14 protein-coding genes and 1 pseudogene are annotated in these 18,162 nt (G+C 69.5%); 9 read left to right on the forward strand and 6 right to left on the reverse strand.

Going from position 1 to position 18,162, the window contains the following annotated elements:
- Window positions 1-24: 24 nt before the first annotated feature.
- Entirely contained in the window at window positions 25-1,362 is a 1,338-nt protein-coding gene (locus QF037_RS09725; RefSeq protein WP_307023673.1) for a 6-phospho-beta-glucosidase, read from the reverse strand.
- Complete coding sequence (locus tag QF037_RS09730; protein WP_307037072.1) at window positions 1,359-2,123, reverse strand: DeoR/GlpR family DNA-binding transcription regulator; 765 nt, start codon at window positions 2,121-2,123, stop codon at window positions 1,359-1,361. Before QF037_RS09730 ends, QF037_RS09725 begins: the two co-directional genes overlap by 4 nt.
- A gap of 152 nt (window positions 2,124-2,275) precedes the next feature.
- On the opposite strand from QF037_RS09730, the gene QF037_RS09735 reads away from it, so the two are divergent.
- The 9 genes and pseudogenes from QF037_RS09735 (at window position 2,276) to QF037_RS09775 (ending at window position 14,356) form a co-directional block, all read left to right on the forward strand.
- Window positions 2,276-3,289, forward strand: coding sequence for a carbohydrate kinase family protein (locus QF037_RS09735; protein WP_307023674.1), 1,014 nt, complete (start codon window positions 2,276-2,278; stop codon window positions 3,287-3,289).
- A gap of 57 nt (window positions 3,290-3,346) precedes the next feature.
- On the forward strand, window positions 3,347-4,633 hold the full coding sequence (locus tag QF037_RS09740; RefSeq protein ID WP_307023675.1) for an extracellular solute-binding protein: 1,287 nt from the start codon (window positions 3,347-3,349) through the stop codon (window positions 4,631-4,633).
- Window positions 4,633-5,583, forward strand: coding sequence for a carbohydrate ABC transporter permease (locus tag QF037_RS09745; RefSeq protein ID WP_307023676.1), 951 nt, complete (start codon window positions 4,633-4,635; stop codon window positions 5,581-5,583). The genes QF037_RS09740 and QF037_RS09745 overlap by 1 nt, the downstream gene beginning before the upstream one ends.
- Before the next feature lie 14 nt (window positions 5,584-5,597).
- Window positions 5,598-6,437 (forward strand): carbohydrate ABC transporter permease, encoded by an 840-nt coding sequence (locus QF037_RS09750; protein WP_307023677.1) that lies wholly within the window; start codon window positions 5,598-5,600, stop codon window positions 6,435-6,437.
- Window positions 6,434-9,367: a glycoside hydrolase family 2 TIM barrel-domain containing protein gene (locus QF037_RS09755; protein ID WP_307023678.1), complete on the forward strand. Its 2,934-nt coding sequence runs from the start codon at window positions 6,434-6,436 to the stop codon at window positions 9,365-9,367. Before QF037_RS09750 ends, QF037_RS09755 begins: the two co-directional genes overlap by 4 nt.
- 35 nt (window positions 9,368-9,402) lie before the next feature.
- On the forward strand, window positions 9,403-11,235 hold the full coding sequence (locus QF037_RS09760; protein ID WP_307023679.1) for a LamG-like jellyroll fold domain-containing protein: 1,833 nt from the start codon (window positions 9,403-9,405) through the stop codon (window positions 11,233-11,235).
- A gap of 20 nt (window positions 11,236-11,255) precedes the next feature.
- The gene (locus QF037_RS09765) at window positions 11,256-12,923 is read left to right on the forward strand and encodes a histidinol-phosphatase (protein WP_307023680.1); all 1,668 of its coding nucleotides are present in this window, start codon (window positions 11,256-11,258) and stop codon (window positions 12,921-12,923) included.
- Between the two features lie 67 nt (window positions 12,924-12,990).
- Window positions 12,991-13,191: pseudogene (locus QF037_RS09770) on the forward strand (hypothetical protein); the annotation flags it as partial.
- Window positions 13,192-13,525: 334 nt separating this feature from the next.
- Window positions 13,526-14,356: a PaaX family transcriptional regulator gene (locus tag QF037_RS09775; protein ID WP_307023681.1), complete on the forward strand. Its 831-nt coding sequence runs from the start codon at window positions 13,526-13,528 to the stop codon at window positions 14,354-14,356.
- On the opposite strand, the gene QF037_RS09780 is transcribed toward QF037_RS09775, so the two are convergent.
- From QF037_RS09780 to QF037_RS09795, 4 genes are read right to left on the reverse strand one after another with little or no spacing between them, the layout of a single operon-like run.
- Entirely contained in the window at window positions 14,347-14,802 is a 456-nt protein-coding gene (locus QF037_RS09780; protein ID WP_046256236.1) for a MaoC family dehydratase, read from the reverse strand. The genes QF037_RS09775 and QF037_RS09780 overlap by 10 nt on opposite strands.
- Window positions 14,799-16,313 (reverse strand): acyl-CoA synthetase, encoded by a 1,515-nt coding sequence (locus tag QF037_RS09785; protein ID WP_307023682.1) that lies wholly within the window; start codon window positions 16,311-16,313, stop codon window positions 14,799-14,801. Before QF037_RS09785 ends, QF037_RS09780 begins: the two co-directional genes overlap by 4 nt.
- A 10-nt stretch (window positions 16,314-16,323) precedes the next feature.
- Window positions 16,324-17,199, reverse strand: a complete 876-nt coding sequence (locus tag QF037_RS09790; protein WP_307037074.1) for an amidohydrolase family protein — start codon at window positions 17,197-17,199, stop codon at window positions 16,324-16,326.
- 29 nt (window positions 17,200-17,228) lie between these two features.
- Complete coding sequence (locus tag QF037_RS09795) at window positions 17,229-18,146, reverse strand: SDR family NAD(P)-dependent oxidoreductase (RefSeq protein ID WP_307023683.1); 918 nt, start codon at window positions 18,144-18,146, stop codon at window positions 17,229-17,231.
- Window positions 18,147-18,162: the final 16 nt, after the last annotated feature.

The following is an 18,162-nucleotide window of genomic DNA, read 5'->3' on the forward strand; positions in this document are numbered from 1 at the left end:
GGAAAGCGCTTTCCCCTCATGTGCTCACTTAAGGTACGCCAGGCCCGGATGGACCTCGGTGTAGCCCTCGACCAGTCGGCGGGCGACGTTCACGGAGTCGACGAGCGGGTGCAGCGCGAACGCCTTCACCGCCGTCGCACGGGAGCCGGACTCGGCGGCGGCCAGCACCTCGCGCTCGACCGCCTTGACCGAGCAGACCAGGCCGCTCGCGTGGTCGGGCAGCGGGGCGACGGCGACCGGGTGGGCGCCGTTGGCGTCGACGAGGCACGGGACCTCGATCACGGCATCGTTGTCGAGCACCGAGAGGGTGCCCTGGTTGCGGACGTTGAGGATCAGGGTGGTGCGCTCGTCGCGGGCGATGGCCCGCATCAGCGCGAGGGCGACCTTCTCGTAGCCGCCGGACAGGTCGTCGGCGTCGCGCTCACCGGCGCCGGCACTCTCGCGGTTCTCGGACATGTAGGTGGCCTCGCGCTCGGCGCGGGTGCGGTCCCAGGCGGTCAGGGCGGCCGCGTCCGGGCGGCGCATCTCCTCGTAGAAGGCGGCCTGCTGGTCGGCGAGGAAGGCGCCGCGGGTCTTCTCGGCCTGCTGGTAGGCGCGGACAGTCTCACGGTTGAAGTAGTAGTAGTGCAGGTATTCGTTGGGGATCGCACCGAGCGACTGCAGCCAGTCGACGCCGAAGAGCTTGCCCTCCTCGAAGGAACCGAGCAGCCCGGGGTCGGCGAGCAGCCGCGGGAGTTCGTCGCGGCCGGCGACACGCAGGCCGCGGACCCAGCCGAGGTGGTTGAGGCCGACGTAGTCGATCCACGCCTCGTTCGGGTTCGCGCCGAGCACCCGGGCGATACGGCGGCCGAGGCCGACCGGTGAGTCGCAGATACCGATGACACGGTTGCCGAGGTGGCGGGACATGGCCTCGGTGACGAGACCTGCCGGGTTGGTGAAGTTGATGACCCAGGCGTCGGGGGCGAGGCGGGCGACCCGCTGGGCGATGTCGACAGCGACGGGTACGGTGCGCAGACCGTAGGCGATGCCGCCGGCGCCGACCGTCTCCTGGCCGAGGACGCCCTCGGCGAGGGCCACCCGCTCGTCGTCGGCGCGGCCCTCCAGGCCGCCGACGCGGATCGCGGAGAAGATGAAGTCGGCGCCGCGGAGCGCCTCGTCGAGGTCGGTGGTGGCGGTGACGGTGGGGGCGTCGTCGACGGTCGACGCCTGTTCAGCCAGTACCCGGGCGACTGCATGCAGTCGGCTGTCGTCCAGATCGTGCAGAACGACTTCCGTGACCCGCCCCTCGGCGCGGTCCGTCAGGAGCGCCCCGTACACGAGCGGCACGCGGAATCCGCCGCCGCCCAGAATCGTCAGCTTCACGCCTGTACCTTTCCTGCCACGACCACCGCGACGCCCGCCTCCTCCAGGGAGGCCCTCGTCGCCGCGTTCACCGGCGCGTTCGTCACCACCACGTCCAGGTCCTCGGGACCGCAGACCTTCGCCATCCCCGTACCCGGGAACTTCGCCGCGTCGGCGAGCAGCACGATCCTCTCGCTCGCCTTGATCATGGCGCGCTTGACCGGCACCTCGACGACCGTCGTGTCCATCACCTGCCCACCGGGGCGCACTCCACTGGTGCCGAGGAAGAGCCAGTCGGCGTGCAGCTGGCGGAGGTTGTCCTCGGTGAGGAAGCCGACCAGGGAGCGGTACTCGCGGCGGACCATGCCGCCGAGCAGGACCAGCTCGATGCCCTCGTCGTCGGCGAGCTCCTCGTAGACCACCAGGTTGCTGGTGATCACGGTGAGACGGCGGCCGTGCAGCTGGCGGGCCAGGCGGTAGGCGGTGGTGCCGATGTCGAGCAGCACCGACTGCCCGTCCTCGATCAGCCCCGCCGCATGCGCGGCTATGGCGTCCTTCTCGGCCACGCGCACCTCGGCGACCTCGTCGAAGGGCTGGTCGCCCTCCTCGGCGCGGGCACCGCCATGGACGCGGGTGAGCAGCCCGTCCTCCTCGAGTTTGACCAGGTCACGTCTGATCGTGGCGGGGCTCACACCCAGCTGCTCGGAGAGGTCGGTCACGGCCGCGGGACCACCGGAGCGCAGGGCCCGCAGGATGAGTTGATGTCGTCGTTCTGCCAGCACGATGTGAACAGTACTCGTCATTGCCAATCATTTCCATGCTCACTTCTGCTCAGGTATTGACCAATGTCGCGGAGCGGCGCACGATTCCGGTCATCGAATTTGAAGAGTTTTGACGAGCTCCGTCATGGAGCGCCGGACGAGAGGATGTGCGCGTGGACGACGACCGGCCCGATGTACTGCTGACCGGGCTGCTCTTCTACGACCTCGTCCTCACGGGTCTGGGCGGGCCGCCGACGCCGGGCGAGGAGATCTGGACGGCCGGCATGGGATGCGGCCCCGGCGGCATCGCCAACCTGGCGGTCGCCGCGTCCCGCTTCGGCCTCAGAACCTCCCTGGCGACGGTCTTCGGCGACGACTTCTACGGCGAGTACTGCCGGGACGTCCTCGACGACCAGGAGGGCGTCGACCTCTCGCTCTCCCGCACCGCGGACGACTGGCCCACCCCCGTCACCGTCTCCCTCGCTCACGGAAACGACCGCGCCCTGGTCACCCACGGCCAGGAGCCCCCCTACTCGCAGGACGTGCTGATGGGCGACCCGCCCGAGGCGCGCACCGCCCTCGTGCACCTCGAGGCCGAACCCCGCGAGTGGATCGCCAGGGCCGCAGCGAACGGCACCCACATCTACGCCGACGTCGGCTGGGACCCCACCCGGCAGTGGTCCACGGACCTGCTGGACCAGCTGAAGCTGTGCCACGCCTTCCTCCCCAACGAGACCGAGGCGATGGCCTACACCCGCACCGACAGTGCGGTCGCGGCGCTCGGCACGCTCTCCGAGCTGGTGCCGGTCGCCGTGGTCACGCGAGGCGGGGCCGGCGCGGTGGCCGTGGACCAGACCACCGGCGAGTACGCGGACGTCCCGGCCCTCGACATCGATGTCCTGGACGCGACGGGCGCCGGAGACGTGTTCGGCGCAAGCTTCGTCGCGGCCTCGCTCGGCGGCTGGCCGCTGGAGGAGCGACTGCGGTTCGCGGCGCTCGCGGCCGGGCTGTCCGTCCGGCATCCGGGTGGGGCGCTGGCCGCACCCGGCTGGTACGGCGTCGACCGCTGGTGGCGGTCGCTCGCCGACCGCGAACTGAAGACTGCATACGGTTTTCTGTCCGACCGGATCCCGGCCGACCCCGGGCCTCCCGTCCAGTACGCCCCTGTCACTCCCCCCGCACGGTAGTTCTGACCCCCCGTACATATGCGAAGACCCGAAAACCCCCGAAAGGCGGTGGGAGCTGTGCGGCTCTCACGAAGAGGCCTGCTGCGCGCGGGCCTGGCCGGTACGGCCGCCACGGCGCTCGGCGGCCTGGCGTCCGGCTGTGCCGTTCCGACCGGCTCGACCGGCCGGAACATGGTCCTGTGGTACTGGAGCGGCGGCCTGAGCGACACCGTCGTCAAGAACGCCAAGGCCCGCTACGACAGTTCGGTCGACCTCCAGGCCATCCAGATCGGCGGCCAGTACCGCTCCAAGCTCATCACCACGATCACCGGCAAGGCCCATATCCCCGACATCGCGGGGCTGAAGGGCGAGGACATGGCCGCCTATCTGCCGAACGCGGACCAGTTCATCGATCTGCGGACGCTGGGCGCGGAGAAGTACAAGGACCAGTACCTGCCCTGGAAGTGGGACCAGGGCGTCGCCGACGACGGCACGATGGTCGGTTTCCCGATCGACTGCGGGCCGGTCGCGCACTACTACCAGTACGAGGTCTTCCGCAAAGCCGGACTGCCGTACGAACCCGACGACGTGTCGAGCGAACTGAACACCTGGGAGAAGTTCTTCGACGCGGGTGTGCAGCTCGGCAAGCGCGTCCCCGACGCCAAGCTGCTCACCGACGTCAACGCCGTCTTCGAGAACATCGTGCAGCAGGGCGCGAAGCGTTACGTGGACAAGGACCGCCACTTCATCGGTGACCAGCAGCATGTGCGCGACGCCTGGGCGTTGGCCGTCGAGGCCAAGCGGCGCGGGATCGTCTCCGACCTGGTCAGCGGTACCCCGGACCAGTTGTCGGCCATCCAGGACGGCAAGCTGCCGAGTCAACTCGGCGCCTCCTGGGCCAGCTTCGACATCAAGAACGGCGTGCCGAAGACCAAGGGCAGGTGGAGGGTGGCCGACATGCCGCTGCGGCCCGCCAACAACGGCGGCTCGTTCCTGTCGATCACCAAGGCGTGCCGGGAGCCCGAGCAGGCCTTCCAGATCATCACCTGGATGCTCAACTCGGCCAACCAGGCGCAGGGTTACGTCGACGCGGGTCTCTTCCCCTCCACGCCGGCCTCCTACGACCTCAAGCAGATGCAGGAGCCGGACGACTTCTTCGGCGGCCAGGTCACGACCGACATCTTCGGACCCGCCGCGCAGAAGATCGTCGTCGCCTACAACAGCCCGTACGACATCGCGCTCGGGCAGCCCATCAAGGACGAGATCAAGAACGTCGGCGTCCTCGGCAAGGACCCCGAGAAGGCCTGGAGTGACGCCATGAGCAAGTGCCGTCGCATCGCGAAGCACCTGGGGGTGAGCTACTGATGGCCGTCCTCGAGCAGACCCCGCCCGCCGTGGTCCAGCCCTCCGCGGTCGGACCGAAGAAGGGGTTCCGCAAGTACTGGCACCTCTACGCCGCCATCTCCCCCTTCTATCTGATCTTCCTGGGCTTCGGCCTGTTCCCGGTCGGCTTCTCGCTCTATCTGTCCTTCCACCGCTGGGACGGCCTCGGCTCGATGGAGTGGGCCGGGCTCTCGCAGTACCGGTACCTGCTGAGCGACAGCGACTTCTGGAACTCGATCGGCAACACGATCATCATCTGGGCGATGGCCACCTTCCCCATGATCCTCATGGCGATGATCACGGCCGTGATGCTCAACTCGGCGGTCCGGTTCAAAAGCCTGTACCGCGTCGCGTACTTCCTGCCGAACGTCACCTCGGTCGTCGCCATCGCGATCGTCTTCGGCTCGATCTTCTCCACCAACGCCGGCATGGTGAACGCGGTCCTGCACGCGGTCGGGATCGACCAGGTCGCCTGGCTGAACACGCCCTGGGGCATCAAGGTCACCATCGCGGCGCTGATGACCTGGCAGTGGACCGGCTACAACGCGATCATCTTCCTCGCCGGCCTCCAGACCGTCCCGAGCGACCTGTACGAGGCGGCGCGCATGGACGGCGCCGGGCCCGTCCAGACCTTCTTCCGGATCACGCTGCCGTTGCTGCGGCCCACGCTGCTCTTCGTGCTCGTCGTCTCGACCGTCACCGGCCTGCAGAGCTTCTCCGAACCACAGGTCCTGCTCCAGACCTCGTCCAACGACTCGACGTTCGCGGGCGGTCCCGGCCACTCGGGCCAGACGATGGTCCTCTACTTCTTCCAGCAGACCTTCGACAACAACGACTTCGGGTACGGCGCCGCCGTGGCGTGGGGCATCTTCCTCGTCGTCGTCCTCTTCTCGATCATCAACTGGCGCCTCGTGCAGCGCCGCGGCGACTAGGAAGGGCCCGCATCATGGCATCCATCAAGGGGTCCCGCCGCAGAGGGATCGCGCTGCACCTCCCGCTGATCCTCGGCACGCTGATCTCGGCCTTCCCGTTCTACTGGGCCGTGATCATGTCGACGCACAGCTCGACGGAGATCTTCTCGTACCCGCCGAAGCTGCTGCCGGGCACGCACTTCCTTCAGAACGTCCGCAATCTCTTCGACGCCATCGACTTCTTCGGGTCGATGTGGAACTCACTGCTGGTCGCGGCGTCGGTGACCTTCCTGGTCCTGCTCTTCGACTCCCTCGCCGCGTTCGTCTTCGCCAAGTTCGCATTCCCCGGCAAGGGACCGCTGTTCGGGCTGCTCATGGTCATCTTCATGGTGCCGGCGCAGCTGTCGGTCATCCCGCAGTTCGTCCTCATGGCGAAGATCGGCTGGATCGGCTCGATGACCTCGCTGATCGTGCCGGCCGCGGCCAACGCCTTCGGCATCTTCTGGATGCGCCAGTACATGAAGACCGCCATCCACGACGAACTGCTCGACGCCTCCAGGCTCGACGGTGCCAACTTCCTGCGCCAGTACTGGCACGTGGCGCTCCCGGTGGTCCGCCCCGGCCTCGCCTTCCTCGGCATCTTCACCTTCATGGGGCAGTGGAACGACTTCGCCTGGCCCCTGATCGCCCTCACCAACCCGGACAACGTGACCCTCCAGGTCGCGCTGTCCCAGCTCAACGGCACCCACGGCACCACCGACTACGGCATCGTGATGACCGGCGCCCTGCTCGCCCTCATCCCGCTGCTGATCGTGTTCGCGGTCGGTGCCAAGCAGATCATCGGCGACCTCGCGAAGGGAGCCGTGCGCGGATGACGAGCGATCCCCTGCTCGCCCTGCGTCCCTGGGAGGCACCCGAGGTGACCTCCTGGGGACGGCTGCCCATGAACGCCGTCGACCGGCGCTCCGGAGCACTCCCCCTGGACGGCGACTGGAACTTCCAGCTGCTGCCAGCTCCGGACGCGCCGGTCGGCGGTCCGTGGTCGACGGCGTACGTACCGGGCGTCTGGACCATGCAGTCCATTCAGGGCGCTGACGACCTTCCCCAGTACACGAACATCCGTATGCCGTATGCGGAATTCCCACCCCTGTCGCCTGTATACAGAAACCCGACGGGTGTGTACGAGCGCACGGTCGACATCCCTGCCGAGTGGACCGGCCGCCGGATCGTGCTCCAGGTCGGCGCCGCCGAGAGCGTGCTGCTCGTGCAGGTGGACGGGCGGCCGGTCGGCCTTTCCAAGGACTCCCACCTCGCCGCCGACTTCGACCTCACGCCCTTCGTCCGGCCCGGCGAGCGCGCCACCGTGCGCCTGACCGTCGTCAAGTGGTCCGACGCCTCGCACATCGAGGACCAGGACCAGTGGTGGCACGGCGGGATCACCCGCTCGGTGCTGCTGTACGCGACCGATCCCCTGTATCTCGCGGACGTGACCGTACGGGCCGCGTACAGCGGTGAGCTGCGGGTCGACTGCCGGGTGCGGGACGCGGGCGGCGCGCTGCCGGCCGGGTGGTACGTCACCGGCGAGCTGGACGGGCGGCTCCTCGCCCAGGACGCGGAGTTCGACCGCGCCAACGTCGAGGACGAGCGGGTCTCCGACTTCCTCGGCGAGGTACGGCTGCACACCACCGTCGCCGACGTGCGCACCTGGAACGCCGAGACGCCCGAGCTGTACGGCCTGTCCGTCCGCCTGCACCGCGCCGACGCGACGGTCGCCGACACCTCGTACCACCGCATCGGCTTCCGCGACGTCGAGATCGTCGGCCGGAACCTCCTCGTCAACGGCGAGCGGGTGTTCATCCGCGGCGTGAACCGGCACGACTTCCATCCGCTGACGGGCCGGACGGTGTCGTACGACGACATGCGCGCGGATCTCGTCCTGCTGAAGCGGTTCGGCTTCAACGCGATCCGCACCGCCCACTACCCGAACGACCCCGGGCTGTACGACCTCGCCGACGAGCTCGGTTTCTACGTCGTCGACGAGGCGGACATCGAGGCCCACGACCACGCACACGAGATCGCCGACGACCCGCGCTATCTGAACGCCTTCGTCGACCGGGTCTCGCGGATGGTGCTCCGCGACAAGAACCATCCGTCGGTGATCATCTGGTCGCTGGGCAACGAGTCCGACTACGGCGCGAACCATGACGCCGCGGCGGGCTGGGTGCGCCGGCACGATCCGACGCGGCCGATCCAGTACGAGGGTGCGGCCAAACTCGACTGGGCGGCCACCGACGACGCCTCCGACATCGCCTGCCCCATGTACGCGCCGCTGGAGGACTGCGTCGCCCACGCACTGTCCGGCGAGCAGACCAGGCCGCTCGTCCAGTGCGAGTACTCGCACGCCATGGGCAACAGCAACGGCACGCTCGCGGACCATTGGGCGGCCATCGAGTCAACGCCAGGTCTTCAGGGCGGGTTCATCTGGGAGTTCTGGGACCACGGCATTCTCCAGGATGTGAACGACGGAAGACCGGTCGGGCGTGGGGGCGCCGGGCTCTATGACAACGGTGTCGCCGCGCCCGGCCTTCGCTGGGCGTACGGCGGCGACTTCGGCGAGACGATCCACGACGGCGCCTTCATCGCCGACGGCGTCGTCTTCCCGGACCGCACTCCCAAGCCCGCGATGTACGAGCACCGGGAGATCGCGGCGCCGGTGCGTATCGAGTGCTTCCGGCACGAGGGCATCGTCCTCGGCAACCATCAGCACTTCCGCGGCCTGGACTGGCTGGCCGGTGAATGGGAGCTGTCGCTCGCCGACGGTGACACGCTGACCGCGCCCGCCAGGCTGCCGGATCTGCGGCCCGGTGAGACGGCGGTCGTGCCGCTGCCCTTCGAGGTACCGCGTGAGGGCGGCGAGGCCTGGCTGACGCTCAGGGTGACGACCTCGCGGGACGAGGCATGGGCGCCGCGGGGCACGGTGGTGTGTCTGCCACAGGTACGGCTGCGCGAGGCGGCCCCGGTCCCCGCTTCCCCAGAGAACCGTTCCGTCGAGGTCGACGCCGACGGACTGCTGGTCCACCCCCTGCTCACCGCCGCCCCCACCCTGTCCCTGTGGCGGGCGCCCACCGACAACGACGAGCTGGGCGGCATGGCGCTGCGCTGGCGGACCTGGGGGCTCGACTCGCTCGTCCGCAAGACGGTGTCGGTGCGAGAGGACGACGGCCGGGTGACCGTCGTCGCGGAGTACGCCGGCACCCTCGGCGTCGTGCGGCACCGGCAGGTGCTCACGCCGGTCGAGGGCGGCGTCCGGATCGACGAGGAGGCCGAGCTGTCGGCGGAGTTCGACGACGTGGCGCGGGTCGGGTCGGTGTTCGAGACGGTGGCGGGCCTGGACCTGCTGGAGTGGTTCGGGCAGGGGCCCTGGGAGTCGTACCCCGACCGGAGCGCGGGCGCGCCGGTGGGCCATCACTCCGTGCCGGTCGACGAGTTGTTCACCCCTTATCTGCGTCCGCAGGAGAGCGGCGGTCGCCACGGCGTACGGCGCTTCACGCTCTCGGCGCCCGACGCGACCGGGCTGACGGTCGCGCTCGACGAGCCGCGCCAGGTCTCCGTGACCCGCTACCGGGCCGAGGACCTCACCTCCGTCACCCATCACGACCGACTGGAGCCGCGTGCCGGGTGCGTGGTGCACCTCGACGCGGCCCACCGGGGTCTCGGCACGGCTTCGTGCGGCCCCGACACCTTCCCCTCCTACCTGGTCGCACCGGGTGTCCACCGCTGGAGCTGGACCCTGCGCACTCTCTGAACTCCACCGGATTTCACCCCTTTTACGGAGCACACGTGTGCACTTCGCATGAGCACGGGTCCGAGCATGCCCAGGCGGGCGCCGGACGCCGCAGTTTCCTCCGCGCGACCGCGCTGCTCGGTGCGGCCGCCACGGCCGGCGTCGCGCTGCCGGGCGTGGCCGAGGCCGCCGCGCAGAGCCGTTGGCGGCCCGACACCGACAGCCGGCGCTTCACCCTCGCGGTGATGCCCGACACGCAGTACCTCTTCGACGGGCCGAGCATCGACAAGGCGCCGGTCGAGGCGTCCCTGCGCTATCTACTGGAGCGCTGCGAGGACAAGGGTGCCGAGAACCTCGTCTTCCTGTCCCACCTGGGCGACCTCACACAGAACGGTACGGCGGCCGAAGTCACCGCGATCAGCGAGGCGTTCGGGCTGCTGGACCGGCGCGGTGTCGGCTACAGCGTCCTGGCCGGCAATCACGACGTGAAGTCGTCGACGGACGACCAGCGCGGCTCGACGCCGTATCTGGACGCCTTCGGACCGGACCGGTTCCGGGGCAAGCCGACCTACGGCGGCGCCTCTTCCGACGGCTACAACACCTTCCACCTGTTCACGGCCGCGGGCCGCGAGTGGATGGTCCTGGCGCTGGACTGGCGGCTGTCGGCGAAGGGGTACGCGTGGGCGAAGGACGTCCTCGCCCGGCACCCGAGGACACCCGTCGTCCTCACCACCCACGAACTGGTCGTCGAGGACGACACCCTGTCGGCCTACGGCCAGCAGCTGTGGGACCGGCTGATCGAGGACCACGACCAGATCTTCCTCACCCTCAACGGCCACTACTGGCCCGCCGGCCGCGCGACCCGTAAGAACGCGGCGGGACATGACGTCCACCTGCATCTGACGAACTACCAGAACCGCTACTTCGGCGGCGCGGCGATGATCCGCCTCTACCGTTTCGACCTCGACCGGAACGTCATCGACGTCGAGACGGTCTCCCCGTGGATCCTGGGGCGGGCGGGCAAGGGCCTCAACGAGCTGGAGCGGCAGGAGATCGAACTCAGCGGTGACGCCGACCGGTTCACGGTCGAGGTCGACTTCGCCGAGCGGTTCTCCGGATTCGCACCGGTGCCCGCGCGGGCGGAGCGTCCGGTGTCGCGGCTGCTGATACCGGGCACGGTGGCCTACTGGCGCTTCGAGTCGGCGGCGAAGGACACCGTCCGTGACCTGTCCGGCCGCGGCAACGACCTCTCCCTGGTCACCGTCGGGGGCGGCACGCTGGGCTGGTCCGCCGACCACCACCCCGATCAACCCGGGCACGGCAGCCTGGAGTTCCAGGGCTACAAGTCCCCGCTGAAGGGTGCGTATCTGCGCACGGTCGACGGTGCCCCGATCAACTCGGCGACGTTCAAGGCCGGTTACACCATCGAGGCCTTCTACCGCCTCCCCGCCGACTGGGACCCCTCCCATCACGCCTGGTCCGGCATCGTCAGCCGCACCGGCACCGGCGGCGCCGCCGGCAAGACGGGCGACGACCCCGACGAGCCGCTGGCCACGCTGTCGCTGTCCAACGACCGCGAGCCGCAGTGGGCGATGCGCCCGCTCAACCAGGAGGGAATCGCCACCAACTGGGGCCAGGAGACCCCGCTCGAGACCTGGTGGCATCTCGCGGTCGTCAACGACGGCAGGCACACCACGCTCTACGTCGAGGGCTGCCCCGTGGTCCGCAATCCGAAGGCCACCTCGATCGGCATCGCCTCCGTCGGACTCCCCTGGCTGCTGGGCGGCTACGAGTACGGCGGGAAGATCGACCAGATCCTGCACGGACGCCTCGGTGACGTCCGCGTCGTCGAACGGGCGCTGCCCGTCACCTCCTTCATGACGCACTGACCCCCTTCTCGAGGATCACCATGACCGAGCAGCAACTGCCCGACTGGGCCGACCCCTCCGTCTCGCTCACCGCTCTCGATCCGCAAGGGCTGTCCAGGCGCGGACTCCTGCGCCGCGCAGGCCTGTTCGGCGCCGCCTTCACTCTCGGCTCGGCCGCCGTGCCCGCCGCCGCCTCCCCGCAGCGCCTCGGCGGCGACGATCCGAGGCTGGCGTATCTGGTGGGCGACCACCACGTCCACTCCGTCTACAGCCACGACGCCAAGTACACCTTCTCCCAGCAGGCCAAGGCCGCCGCCACATACGGCCTGGACTGGATGGTGTTCAACGAGCACTCCAACTTCGGACACGCCTACTACGGCGCGAAGCTGGAGCACCAGGAGATCCTCCAGGCCCGTGCGGAGAACCCGCGTCAGCTGATCTTCCAGGGCCTCGAGTGGTACATCCCGGCGGCCGAGCACTGCACGGTGTTCGCGGCGCCCGGCCCCCACGAGGTGGACCTGCTCACGCAGTTCGAGCTCGCTTACGACGGCAAGCTGCTCAACTACACCGAAGGTTCCGCCGGAGCGACCGACACCGCCCGCAACGAGGCGCATGCCGTCAAGGCGATCAAGTGGCTGGCCGAGCAGCGCCGTTCGGGCTATGTCGACGATGTCCTCGTCGTCGCCAACCACCCGCTGCGGCTCGGCATCGACTCCCCGCACGAGATGCGCAACTGGCGGGACGCGGCCCCCGAGATCATGATCGGCATGGAGGGCGCGCCGGGCGCCCAGGGCGCGGCCATCCCCGGCTGGCGCGGCACGACCTCGATCCGCGGCGAGTACGAGAACAAGCCGACCGCCCAGTCCTGGTCCGGCTATCCGGCGGACGCCTACCTCACCTACGGCGGCTTCGACTGGGCGACGGCGACCGTCGGCGGCCTGTGGGACGCGCTGCTGGCCGAGGGCAGACTGTTCTCGATCACCACCAACTCCGACAACCACCGGACCGTCTTCGACACCTGGAAGAACGGCGACTGGCCGGCGGGCCAGAACTTCGACAACACCGGCAGGCTCCCCGACCCGGTGAACACCGACACCCCGCAGCCCGGTAGCGACTTCTGGCCCGGCCAGTTCAGCCGCACCCACGTGGGCGTCACCCGCTACGGCTACCGCGCCGTCATGGCGGGCCTGCGCGCGGGCCGCGTCTGGCTGGACCACGGGCATCTGCTCGACGGGCTCGACGTACGGGTCAAGCGGGACTGCGACACCGGGCGGGGCGTCACGCTGGGCGGCCGGCTGCGCGTCCGCGAGGGCGAGCGGATCAGCCTGTACGTCACCGTCACGACCGCGTCCCGGCCCAACCCGCAGGGAGTCCTGCCCGAGTTGGCGCACGTGGACGTGATCCGGGGCGCGGTGCGCGGCGCGGTCACCGACCGGGACACCTGGCAGGCGCCGGACACCAAGGTCGTACGCGCCTTGGACGTCAGCGGCCGCAAGGGGACGTACACCCTGCGCATCCCGCTGACCGCCGGGGACGAGTCCTTCTACGTCCGGCTGCGCGGCAGCGACGGCAACCGCCATGGTGCGGGGTACCTCGGCGCCTCGGTCGACCCGAACGGGCCGATCCCGCACGAGCCCGGGAACGGTGACCCGTGGGCGGACACGTGGTTCTATTCCAACCCCGTATTCGTCGACGTGGCAGGTGCCTGATGAAGCGTCATCTCCTCGCCCTGGGCTGATTATGGGGATCGCTCGTGCTCGGCGCGGCGGGCACGGCGGCGGCGGTCAGGGACTGGCGAGCCGCGCGGACGGCACACTGCTGTACCGCGGGCTCGCCGCCATCCCGCTGGACCTGCGGCTCAAGGGCTGGAACCACGTCGGCGACCCGGACATCGCGCGCGGGTACTCGTTCGACGCCTACCAGGGCCCGGACACGGCCACGTCGAAGATGTTCGCCGTCACCACACCGGCCGGGAAGTGCGTGAGATCCAGGGCTGCGACTTCTTGAAACCTCCCTTTCGCGAACGAACGGGATTCCTGGCTCACACTGCTCGGCCGCTCGGCGAACGATCGAGTCTGACGCGCTCAACGCCAGCCGGGTTGGAACCAGCCCGGATTCCCCCAAAGCGGGAGGTAGTTGTGCTCGCTTGGCTCTCGCTGAGCACGGTGTGAATTTTTCACATACAGCGATCGTCTCGTTACCGTCGGCGTTCCCCGCGCCTGGGACATTCCACCGAGCCTCTACGCGGCGACAACAGCCGGTACCCGTACCGGCAGGTCACAGGCTGATCGGAGCGAGGTACGGTGACCGCGTGACCACGGAAGAGTCGCTGCGGCCCCAGTCCCTCATGCTCACGTTCCTGGGCGACCAGGTGCTCGGGCGTGACGTGTGCGTGTACTCGGGCAGCGTCATCGACGTGTTCGCCCGTGCCGGGATCGGCGAGCAGGCGACGCGCTCGACGCTGACGCGGATGGTGAACCGCGGCCTGCTGCGCCGCCAGCGCGAGGGCCGCCGGATGTACTTCGGACTGACCGAGCACTCGGAGGCCGTCCTGCGCGACGGTGAGCGGCGCATCTGGCAGACCGGCGCCGTCAACCGGCAGTGGGACGGCACCTGGACGCTGCTCGGCTTCTCGCTCCCCGAGTCCTGGCAGCGGCAGCGCCACGACCTGCGCTCCAAGCTCACCTGGAGCGGCTTCGGCCCGCTCTTCAGCGGTCTGTGGATCGCGCCCGGCGAGGTCGACGTGGCTGAACTCGTCGCCGACCTGGGCCTGTCCGCCCATGTCAAGGTCTTCCGCGCGCACGCCGACACCGGCATGGACATCGGCGCCATGATCGAGGAGACCTGGGAGCTGGCCGAACTGGCCGAGCGCTACGAGCAGTTCGTACGGCGCTGGCAGCCCTGGGAGACCCGGGCGCCGGAAGCCGACGAGGCTCTGGCTCAGCGGCTGCTGCTCCAGGCGGAGTGGCTGCGGGTCATCCGCCGCGATCCGCGGCTGCCGGTCAAGCACCTGCCGGACGACTGGCCGGCCGAGCAGGCGGAGAAGACGTTCCGCGCGGTGCACGAGCGGCTCACCCCGCCCGCGCGGGTTGCCTCGGAACGTCTCCTCGACCTGGTGCCCGTACGCCCTGATCAGGCGTAGAAGCGGGACAGGCTCTGCAGTACGGCCGCCGGCTTGGCGCCGCCCTCGATCTCGATCGTGCCGTCGACGGTGATCTGCACCCCGCCCGCCACGTCCTCGACCTCGGCCAGCCTGCCGACCAGACGGATGCGCGAGCCGACCTTCACCGGCGAGGGGAAACGGACCTTGTTCAGGCCGTAGTTGACCTTCGTCGTGACGCCCTGGACGTCCAGCAGTTCGGTGAAGAGCGGGATAAAGAGGGAGAGGGTCAGATAGCCGTGCGCGATGGGGGCGCCGAACGGCCCCTCGGCGGCCTTCTCGGGGTCGACGTGGATCCACTGGTGGTCGCCCGTGGCGTCGGCGAACGTGTTGATGCGCTCCTGGGTGACCTCGATCCACTCGCTGGTGCCGAGGTCGCTGCCCGCCAGCTTCTTGAGTTCGTCGATGCCGTTCACGGTGATGCTCATGAGGTTCCTTCACTGTTGCCGTACCGGGTACGGACACGGGACTTGAGGAGCTTCCCGGAGGCGGTGCGCGGCAGTTCGTCCGCGATGACCACCGACTTCGGGATCTTGTACTTGGCGAGGCGGCCGGACAGGGCGGCCAGCACCTCGTCGGCGTCGAGCGAGGCGCCCTCGCGGGGCACGACGACCGCGCGCGGCACCTCGCCCCACTTGTCGTCCGGCACGCCGATGACCGCGCACTCGACGATGTCGGGGTGAGAGAGGAGCAGGTCCTCGATCTCGGCGGGGTAGACGTTCTCACCGCCGGAGATGATCATGTCCTTGATGCGGTCGACGATATGCACGTAACCGTCCTCGTCGACCCGGGCGGCGTCCCCGCTGCGGAACCAGCCGTCCGCGAAGGCGGCGGCCGTCTCCTCGGGCAGCCCCCAGTAGCCGGGCATGACATGCGGTCCGCGGACGTGGACCTCGCCGGTCTCGCCGACGTCGGCGGGGGTGAGGTCGGGCCTGACCACCCGTACGTCGCTGAAGAAGTGGGGTACGCCCGCCGAGCCCGCCTTGCTGAGCGCGTGCTCCGCGTCCAGGAACAGCGTGCCGGGGCTCGCCTCCGTCATGCCGTAGCCCTGGAGGAAGGTGAGACCCCGCTCCTGGTACGCGGCGATCAGCGGTGTGGACACCGGGGAGCCGCCGCAGGTCAGGATCCGCAGGGAGGAGAGGTCGGCGCCGGCCCAGCGCGGATGCCGCGCCACCTGCTCGAACATCGTCGGCACCCCGAACATGAAGGTGATCCGGTGCCGTTCGATGAGGTCGAAGGTGGCCGCCGGGTCGAAGGCCTCGACCAGGACACAGGTGCCGCCCTTGAGCAGGACCGGCAGCGTCAGCATGTTCAGCCCGGCCGTGTGGAACAACGGGGCGGAGACCAGGGCGCGTTCGTCGGCGATCAGGTCGGTGTCGACGAGGACGTTGATCGCGTTCCAGGTCAGGTTCCCGTGGGTGAGCATGGCGCCCTTGGGGCGGCCGGTCGTCCCCGAGGTGTACATGATGATGCAGGTGTCGTCCGGGGCGACCGGCTCGTCGACGGGCTCCTCGGAGGCCGACGCCAGCGCCTCCTCGTACTCGGCGCCGACCTCGACGTACACGCGCACGTCGGTGCTGCCCGGGAGTCCGGCGACCAGCCCGGTGTGCGACGGCCCGTAGACGAGGGCCTTGGCCCCGGAGTCGGCGAGCTGGTAGGCGATCTCGGGGCCCGCGAGGCGGGTGTTGAGCGGGACGAAGACCGCGCCCAGGGTGCCTGCCGCGAACAGGGTCTCCAGGTAGGAGGGGTGGTTGGGGCCGAGGTAGGCGATCCGGTCGCCGCGGCGGACGCCCCTGGCGCGCAGGGCGTGGGCCAGGCGCGTGGTGCGTGTATGCAATGTGCGGTAGTCGGTCGACTGTTCGCCGTGGACCAGAGCCGTGCGGTGCGGGGTCTTGCGGGCCCGGCGTGCGGGCCATGACCCCAGTCCCTCGTTGCGCATGCGGGGCCCCTTACGGCTTCGTCAGCCCGAGCAGACGGGCGGCGTTCTCCTTGAGGATCTTCGGCTTGACCTCGTCCTTGATCGACAGCTTCTCGAAGTCCGCGAGCCAGCGGTCGGGGGTGAGGACGGGGAAGTCGGAACCGAAGAGGACCTTGTCCTTGAGCAGGGTGTTCGCGTACTGCACCAGCTGCGGAGGGAAGTACTTCGGCGACCAGCCGGACAGGTCGATGTGGACGCCCGGCTTGTGGGTGGCGACGGCGAGGGCCTCGTCCTGCCAGGGGAAGGACGGGTGCGCCAGGATGATCTTCAGGTGCGGGAAGTCAGCCGCCACGTCGTCGACGTGGAGGGGGTTGGAGTACTTGAGCCTGATCCCGCCGCCGCCCGGGACTCCGGCGCCGATGCCCGTCTGCCCGGTGTGGAAGAGGGCGATCGTGCCCGTCTCCTCGATGACCTCGTAGAGGTCGTACGCCACCGAGCGGTCGTTGGGGAAGAAGCCCTGGATGCTGGGGTGGAACTTGAAGCCCTTCACCCCGTACTCCTCGACCAGTCGGCGGGCCTGCTTGACCCCGGCCCTGCCCCGGAAGGGGTCGATGGAGGCGAACGGGATCAGCACGTCGGAGTTGGCAGCGGCCGCCTCGGCGACCTCCTCGTTGGGGACCGGCGCGGTGCCGGTCGCCGACTCCGCGTCCACCGTGAAGATCACGGCGGCCATCTTCCGCTCGCGGTAGTAGGCGGCCGTCTCCTCGAGCGTCGGCTTCCGTTTGCCCTCGACCTTGAAGTAGGCGGAGGAGGCGTCGTGGAGGTCGTCGTCCAGGGAGGAGTGCCCCTGGGAGGAGACCTCGGCGTGGGTGTGGACGTCGATGGCGACCAGGTCGTCGACGTTCATTGAGGGAGCGGCGTTCGTCGAGCGAGTCATCACGCCTCCGGAAGCTTCGGCGCCGGGATGCCGACGGACTGGAGTTCGGCGCCGACCGACGTCGGGAAGGCGTCGGCCAGTGTGTCGGGGGTCCAGCCGCCGTCGGCGTAGGCCGTCTTGATCTCCTGCGGATGCGACCAGAGTGCCACCTTGTCGCCGCCGATGCCGATGGCCTGGCCGGTGATGCCCCGGGCGGCCTCGGAGGCGAGGAAGGGGACGAGGGCCGCGCAGTCCTCGGGGGTGCCGAAGCCCTCGCCCTTGCGGAGGAAGTCCGGGAGCGGCTCGCCCTGCTTCATGGCGTCGATGTACGGGGCGAAGGCCGGGATCGTCTCGGTCATCGCGGTCGCGGCGACCGGCACGATCGCGTTGACGGTGATGCCGGCCCGGCCCAGCTCCATGGACCAGGTGCGGGCGAAGGCGGCGATGCCGGCCTTGGCGGCGGAGTAGTTCGTCTGCCCGAAGTTGCCGCGCTGCCCGGCCGGGGAGCCGACCAGGATCAGGGAGCCTCCCTCGCCCTGCTCGCGCATCCGGACGGCGGCGGCGCGGGCGCAGGTGAAGGTGCCCTTGAGGTGGGTGGTGATCACCGCGTCGAAGTCGTCGTCGGTCATCTTCCAGAGCACCTTGTCGCGCAGGATGCCCGCGTTGGTGACCAGGATGTCGATCCGTCCGAACTCCTCGACGGCCCTGTTCACGAGCCGCTCGGCGGCCTCGGTGGTGCCGACGGGGACGACCTCGGCGACGGCGCTGCCGCCGGCCTCGGTGATGGACTTCACGGCTGCCTCGGCCACCGCCTCGTCGACGTCGTTGACGACCACGGACGCGCCGTGGGCGGCCAGAGCGTGCGCATAGGCGAGGCCGAGGCCCCGGCCGCTGCCGGTGACGACGGCGACCTTGCCGGAGAGATCGATGCTGGGCACGGGGGAGGTCCCTTCA

The sequence above is a fragment of the Streptomyces canus genome, assembly GCF_030815415.1.
GTDB classification, from domain to species: domain Bacteria; phylum Actinomycetota; class Actinomycetes; order Streptomycetales; family Streptomycetaceae; genus Streptomyces; species Streptomyces canus_F.

Coding starts and splice junctions, on each gene's coding strand:
- QF037_RS09745 (WP_307023676.1), top strand. CDS start 4,633: ATGGCCGTCCTCGAGCAGACCCCGCCCGCCGTGGTCCAGCCCTCCGCG.
- QF037_RS09750 (WP_307023677.1), top strand. CDS start 5,598: ATGGCATCCATCAAGGGGTCCCGCCGCAGAGGGATCGCGCTGCACCTC.
- QF037_RS09785 (WP_307023682.1), bottom strand. CDS start 16,313: ATGCGCAACGAGGGACTGGGGTCATGGCCCGCACGCCGGGCCCGCAAG.
- QF037_RS09755 (WP_307023678.1), top strand. CDS start 6,434: ATGACGAGCGATCCCCTGCTCGCCCTGCGTCCCTGGGAGGCACCCGAG.
- QF037_RS09765 (WP_307023680.1), top strand. CDS start 11,256: ATGACCGAGCAGCAACTGCCCGACTGGGCCGACCCCTCCGTCTCGCTC.
- QF037_RS09780 (WP_046256236.1), bottom strand. CDS start 14,802: ATGAGCATCACCGTGAACGGCATCGACGAACTCAAGAAGCTGGCGGGC.
- QF037_RS09790 (WP_307037074.1), bottom strand. CDS start 17,199: ATGAACGTCGACGACCTGGTCGCCATCGACGTCCACACCCACGCCGAG.